The sequence below is a fragment of the Kitasatospora sp. NPDC041917 genome, assembly GCF_055589745.1.
Genome location: NZ_JBVJBI010000044.1, coordinates 59,094 through 65,093, shown reverse-complemented (window position 1 = coordinate 65,093; position 6,000 = coordinate 59,094). Strand labels below are relative to the sequence as shown.

The window sequence follows — 6,000 nt, the reverse complement described above, 5'->3', positions numbered from 1 at the left end:
GTGTTTCCTTCCTAGTGGGTCGAGGGAAAAGGGGGGGGGGAGGAAAAAAAACCGCCATCGCCCCCCCCTTTCCCGAGGGGGGGGGGTGGTGCGCACCCCCCGGGCCCGGGGGAGCGGCGGTGCGGGGCCGGCCGGGGTCAGCGGGCGGGCGAGGCGGCGTCCACGGCCTCGACCGCGCGGACCAGCGAGGTCAGCTCGGGGTTGCGGGCGGCTTCGTCGAGCGCCTCGCGCAGTGCGGCGTCGTTGGTCGGCCGGGCCCGCTCCAGGAGCTTCAGCCCGTCCTCGCTCACATTGGTGTAGATGCCGCGGCGGTCGGTCGGGCACAGGTAGCGCGCCAGCAGGCCGCGGTCCTCCAGTCGGGTGACCAGGCGGGTGGTGGCGCTCTGGCTGAGCACGACCGCGTCGGCGACCTGCTTCATCTGCAGGTGCCCGCCCGCGCCGTCGTGCTGGCGGCTGAGCACGTCGAGCAGCGAGTACTCGCGCACGCTCAGGTCGTGTCCGGCCTGCAGGGCGCGTTCGATGTGGGACTCGATCCGGCCGTGCAGGAGGGACAGGGCGTTCCAGCCGCTGGCGAGGGCGGTGAGTGCGGGGTCCGTGGCGGTCATGGGGCCCGGCCTCCTTCCGGATGTGGCTGAGTCCAGGATAAGCCATGGACTGAAATATCGGCTAGAGCTTGTATAGCGCTTGTGCAAGCAATCTTCCCACGTGTGCCCGGGTGGGCACGGGTGGGGTGCCGGGTGCGAGACGTCGGGCGACGCCCAGTGCTCGCAAGGCTTTGGCGTAAATGGTTCAGACCATTGACGCGAGGGGAAGGCAGCTCCTACGGTGTCGGGCAACCGGTCTGGCGCGGGCATGCCATATCTCCGGCAGGCCGCCGTGCGCACCCCCACGCGCACGCGCACGCCCCGCGCCGGGCGCACACTCCATCCACCCCCACGGAGGAGCACCATGCGCAAGCGCCATCTGATCGCCGCCGCGGCGGCCGCGATCGCCCTGCCGATCGCGGCGGCCCTGCCGGCCCAGTCGCACGGCTTCATCAACCTGCCGCCGAGCCGTTCCGCGCTCTGCGGCGCCAACGCCGTCCCGTGGGACTGCGGAGACATCCAGTGGGAGCCGCAGAGCGTCGAGGGTCCCAAGGGCTTCCCGGGTCGCGGCCCGGCGGACGGCACCATCTGCGCCGGCGGGGACGCCCGCTGGGCCCCGCTGGACAACCCCCGGGGCGGCGCCTGGCCGACCACCAGGGTGACGGCGGGTCAGCAGCTCACCTTCACCTGGGAGATCGAGGCCCGGCACTCCACCACGAACTTCACGTACTACCTGACCAAGCCCGGCTACAGCGCGAGCCAGCCGATCACCCGGTCCGCCCTGGACCTGACCCCGTTCCTGACCGTCCCCTACAACGGCCGCCAGCCCGCCGCCACCACCACCCACACCGGGACCCTGCCCACCGGCCGCACCGGCCACCAGGTGATCGTCGCCGTCTGGGAGATCGCCGACACCGGCAACGCCTTCTACTCCTGCACCGACGTCCAGTTCTGACCGTCCCCGGGCCGTCCCGACGGCCCTGACCGGTCGCGTCGCACCGGGCCCCACCGTGCCCGACCGGGCCCCACCGTGCCCGACCGGGCCCCACCGTGCCCGACCGCGTCCCGCCGACGCCGCCGCCCGACTCCGGACGGCGCCGGCGGGCCGCCCGCCCGACCGCACCGCAGGCCCCGGGCCCGACCCCCGGCCCGACCGCACCGCAGACCCCCGCCCGGGCCGTGCTCGCGCGCCGCAGAAGCCGCCAATGGGTACATTGGCGACATTTGGCAGCAGTGCCAGGCTCCGCGCGTCCACGAAAGAAGGCCGACCGCCTTCGGAAAGGGTCTCCATGCGCCCCGACCTCAGCCCCGCCGTCCTCGCCGAGCTGCGCCGGCCGCGGCCCTATCCGGTGGTGTCGATCCTGATGCCCACGCACCGCCGGGAGCCGGACAACACCCAGGACCCGGTCCGGCTGCGCAACCTGCTGGCCGAGGCGAAGGAGCGCGTCCAGGCGGACCCGGAGGTCTCCCGCGCCGACCGGATCGACGTGCTGGAACAGCTCGACCGGGCCCACACGGAGGTCGACCTGGTGCACGCCGAGGACGGCCTGGCGATCTTCGCCGCCCCCGGCGAGCACCAGGTCTGGTCACTCGGGCGCACCGCCCCCGCCCGGGTGGTCCTGTCCGACACCTTCCTCACCCGCAACCTGGTCGCCGCGCACGCCGCCGAGCGCCCGTTCTGGGTGCTCGCGGTCGCCGCCGACAAGGTGGTGCTCTGGGGCGGCACCGAGGAGCGGGTCACCGAGGAGAAGGGCCGGGGCTTCCCGCTGGTGCGCGTCTTCGACAACCCCGACCCCGAGCGCCAGGAGCAGATCGGCGACACGCCCAGCACCTTCCGCGACGAGGCGACCAAGACCTTCCTGCGCCAGGCCGACACCGAGGTCGGCAGGCTGCTGGCCGCCGCCCCCCGCCCGCTGTACGTGGTCGGCGAGGCCGCCGCGCTCGCCCTGCTGGACGCCGTCGGCCCGATCGCCAAGGAGTCCACCGCGCAACTCCCGCACGGCGGCCTGGCCCAGGCCGACGCCGAGACCGTCCGCAAGGTGGTCGAACCCGCCGTGCGCGCCCACGCCGACCAGGAGGTCGCCGAGCACCTCGCCCAGCTCGACAAGGCCCGCGGCGCCCAGCAGTTCGCGGCCGGCCTGGACGAGGTCTGGCGGACCGTCGGCGAGGGCCGGGTCGCCCGCCTGGTGGTCGAGGAGAACTACCGCGCCACCGTGCGCGACGAGGGCGAGCACCTCGTGCCCGCCGAGGCCGACCAGCCCGGCGCCCGCGAGGACATCGTCGACGAGGTGATCGAGCGCACTCTGGACACCGGCGGCCAGGTCGGCTTCGTCCCCGACGGCACCCTCGCCGACAGCGACCGGATCGCCGCCGTCCTGCGCTACTGACCCGCCCTCGACCGCGGCCGCCCCCTTCGTCGGTGGGCGGCCGCGGCGCATCGGAGGCACCCGCTCCCGTCGCACAGGGCGACCGTCCGGCCGGGCCCGCCCCACCGCGCGTCCGCCCGCCGCACCCCCCGGCAGCGCGAGGCCGCGCCCACGCGAGGCGTGGGCGCGGCCGGGGCAGTGCGGTCGTGACGGGGCTCAGCGGGTACGGCGGGCGCGGATCAGCAGGAGCACGCCCGCGGCGACGGCGCCGAGCGCGGTGAGGCCGACGACGGGCAGCAGCCGGGCCGCGTTGCTACCGGTCTCGGGCAGCTGGCCGCCGTGGCCGTGGTCGGGCGGGGGGACGTGGGTCGGGCTGTGGCCCGGGCTGTGGGTCGGGTGCGGCGAGGGGCTCGTGGTCGGGCTCGGGCTGGGGCTCGGGCTGGGGCTCGGCGACGACGTCGGGCTCGGGCTGGGGCTGGGGCTGGGGCTCGGGACGGTGACCGGGACCTCGGTGCGGCAGCGCGCGTCCGTCGAGCCCTGCGAGCAGTTGTTGGCGTAGGTGCCGGAGGAGACGGCGTTGCGCAGGACCGCGTCGGCGGCCAGCGGGGAGCGCACGGTGACGGAGTAGTTGATGGTCACGGTGGCCCCGACGGGCAGGTCCCCGCTCCAGGTCAGCGCGGTGCCCGCGAACTGGACCTGACCGCGGTCCGCGGTGGCGTCGTTGTTGTACGCGGCGGAGTTCAGCACGCCCGACAGGTCGTCGGTGAGGGTCACCCCCGGGGCGTCGGTCCGGCTGGTGTTGGTGGCCTGGATCCGGTAGTGGACGGTGTCGCCGGGCTTGGCGGTGGTCGGGTCGGCCGTCTTGACGATGGTGTAGCCGGGCACGGCGGCGACGGTGTTGCGCACGGTGTTGCTGGTGCGCTCCTGGGCCCGCTGGGTCTGGCTGCCCCGGAACTGGAGCGTGGCCGTGTCGTCGAGGTGGGTGCCGACGGCGGTGGAGGCGTCGACGGTGACCTGGAAGGCGACGTTGGCCTCGGCGCCCGGGGGCAGGTCGGGGACCGTGCAGGTGACGGTCTGTCCACTGGCCCGGCAGGCCGGGTCGGAGGCGGGGACGAAGGTGGTGCCGGCCGGGATCGTGTCGGTCACGGTGACGCCGGTCGCGGTGTCGAGGTCGGTGCTGGTGCCGTCCGGGCGCCGGTTGGCCACCGCGAAGGTGTAGGTGATGGTCTCGCCGGGGCCGACCAGCCCGGGCGGGTTGTCGTCGGGGCTGCCGGGCGGGGTGTTGGCCTTGGTGATCCGCAGGTCGGGTTCGAGGGCGTCCAGGGCCAGCCAGGCCGCCTGCGGTTCCAGGGCGTCGCCGGCGCCGCTGATGCGCACCAGCGCCTGCTCGCTGCCGGCCGGGATCTTGCCGGTCACGTCGATGATCCGGGCGTCGTAGCCGTAGTTGTTGACCGGGTCGGGGTCGCGGGTGGTGATGTTGGCGCCGGTGCCGTCCGTCGCGACGTGGTCGATCCGGCTGGTGAACGCGTTGTCCGTGCCGATCCCGGTGGGGCCGGGCATCGGCAGCAGGGTCAGGTCGGTGGGCGTGGAGCCGACGGCCAGGGAGTCCCCGGCGATCGGCGCGTCACCGTCGCCCACGGTGATCCCCATGACGGCCCGCGGGGCCGTGGTGGCGGGGGTGCGGATGCCGCCGAGGGTGAGGGTCGTCGAGTTGTGGGGGTCGCGCAGCAGCTGGTAGCCGTCCCAGACCTGGAGGTAGCGCAGCGGCTCCGCCGTGTCCTCGTACGCGACCACCAACGACCAGCCGCCCCAGCAGCCCACGTTGTTGCCGCCGAAGTTCTGCGCGGAGGAACGGCCGCTGCACGCCTGGATGTCGGCGACGGTGTAGCTGCCCGCACCGGCCGCCCTGACCTCCGCCGTCACGTCCTTGACCGCCCCGGCGGCCAGCAGCGGCTCCGGCGGGTTCCCGCCCACCATCTGGTCGAACCAGTCGTAGGTGTCCGCGGTCACCTGCTGGTACCCGCTCGCGCCCGGGACCTTCCAGGAGACCCGGTTGCCCAGGTTGATGTCCCCGGACGTGCCGTTGGTGCTCGTCCCCGTCGGGTTGAACTGCCAGTACAGGCGCGCCGACAGGACGTTCGCCCCGGCCGGCAGCAGCAGCTGCGCCGAAGAGGCGTTGGGGCCCGGCGCGTTCGGGTCGACCTTGACGAACTTGGTCCGGCCGTTGTTCGACCCCTCGGTGTCCGAGCAGACCGTGCCGTCGCTGTCGTCGCAGGTCAGCACCGAGTTGGAGGCCATCGTGAGGTTGCCGTGCGCCAGCAGGTCGACCACCGGGTCCGGGCCGATCGGGCGCTGCGTCCCGGCCCCGCGCGGCTTCGGCCGCGCCGCCCTGCCCTCCGCCTTCGCCGCGGGCTGCGCCGCCGGCCGGGCCCGCACGGCCTCCGGCGGCCCCGCCGAGGCCGCCGGTGCCGGAACGCCCAGGGCGGCGGCACCCGCACCGAGCACCACCGCCAGCAACGCGGACAGGACGTGCGGCGGGCGCGGACGCACTCGTCGGACAGGTGACACGGGAACCTCGCTGTCGGGAGGTGACACGAACAGCAGAACCACGTACCTGCGCGGACCGGCGTCGACGCCTGCCGGACGGTTCTTTCACCCGCGTGGGGCAACACCGCTTGACGGCCCGTCCGAGGCGCGCGAACGGCCGGTACCCAGGATTCGGTACGGGGGATTGGGTAGCGCTACGCATTGTTCCCGCCCCCGCCCAGCCGGTTTCCTGGAGCCCGCCCCACACCGACGACCCTCACCCCCGGAGGTCGCCCCATGACCCGCCGCGAACGTCTCCGGCTCTACGCCGACACCCACTTCACCGCCCCCGACCCCGGGCTGGTCCTGCCCGCCCGCCGCAGCGGCCTGCGCCGGCCCGGCCTGGCCCGGCTGGCCCGGCTCTCCCGGCTCGTCGAACGCGCCGGGCACCACCGGCACGGCTGACCCCGGCGCCGGGCACCACCGGCACGGCCGACCCCGGACCGGGTCCCGCCCCTTGAGGG

At 74.6% G+C, this 6,000-nt stretch carries 5 protein-coding genes; 3 read left to right on the top strand and 2 right to left on the bottom strand.

Annotated elements, in window-relative coordinates:
• Positions 1-137: 137 nt before the first annotated feature.
• On the bottom strand, positions 138-605 hold the full coding sequence (locus ACZ6EM_RS34240) for a MarR family winged helix-turn-helix transcriptional regulator (protein WP_465774097.1): 468 nt from the start codon (positions 603-605) through the stop codon (positions 138-140).
• A 343-nt stretch (positions 606-948) separates the two neighbouring features.
• Here ACZ6EM_RS34240 and ACZ6EM_RS34235 point away from each other — a divergent pair, with 343 nt between their 5' ends.
• Together ACZ6EM_RS34235 and ACZ6EM_RS34230 are read left to right on the top strand one after the other, a co-directional pair.
• A complete protein-coding gene (locus ACZ6EM_RS34235) occupies positions 949-1,539 on the top strand; it encodes a lytic polysaccharide monooxygenase (protein WP_401052512.1) in 591 nt (196 codons plus the stop codon).
• Positions 1,540-1,873: 334 nt separating this feature from the next.
• On the top strand, positions 1,874-2,971 hold the full coding sequence (locus tag ACZ6EM_RS34230) for a baeRF3 domain-containing protein (RefSeq protein ID WP_401052510.1): 1,098 nt from the start codon (positions 1,874-1,876) through the stop codon (positions 2,969-2,971).
• Between the two features lie 195 nt (positions 2,972-3,166).
• Here the strand turns inward: ACZ6EM_RS34230 and ACZ6EM_RS34225 are convergent, their stop codons facing one another.
• Entirely contained in the window at positions 3,167-5,500 is a 2,334-nt protein-coding gene (locus tag ACZ6EM_RS34225; RefSeq protein ID WP_465774096.1) for a DUF7927 domain-containing protein, read from the bottom strand.
• A 273-nt stretch (positions 5,501-5,773) separates the two neighbouring features.
• Here ACZ6EM_RS34225 and ACZ6EM_RS34220 point away from each other — a divergent pair, with 273 nt between their 5' ends.
• Positions 5,774-5,941: a hypothetical protein gene (locus ACZ6EM_RS34220; protein ID WP_452178870.1), complete on the top strand. Its 168-nt coding sequence runs from the start codon at positions 5,774-5,776 to the stop codon at positions 5,939-5,941.
• Positions 5,942-6,000 lie beyond the last annotated feature (59 nt).

Bases quoted from the DNA above. Each gene is read 5' to 3' on its own strand.
- ACZ6EM_RS34240 (WP_465774097.1), bottom strand. From the start codon at position 605: ATGACCGCCACGGACCCCGCACTCACCGCCCTCGCCAGCGGCTGGAAC.
- ACZ6EM_RS34235 (WP_401052512.1), top strand. From the start codon at position 949: ATGCGCAAGCGCCATCTGATCGCCGCCGCGGCGGCCGCGATCGCCCTG.
- ACZ6EM_RS34230 (WP_401052510.1), top strand. From the start codon at position 1,874: ATGCGCCCCGACCTCAGCCCCGCCGTCCTCGCCGAGCTGCGCCGGCCG.
- ACZ6EM_RS34220 (WP_452178870.1), top strand. From the start codon at position 5,774: ATGACCCGCCGCGAACGTCTCCGGCTCTACGCCGACACCCACTTCACC.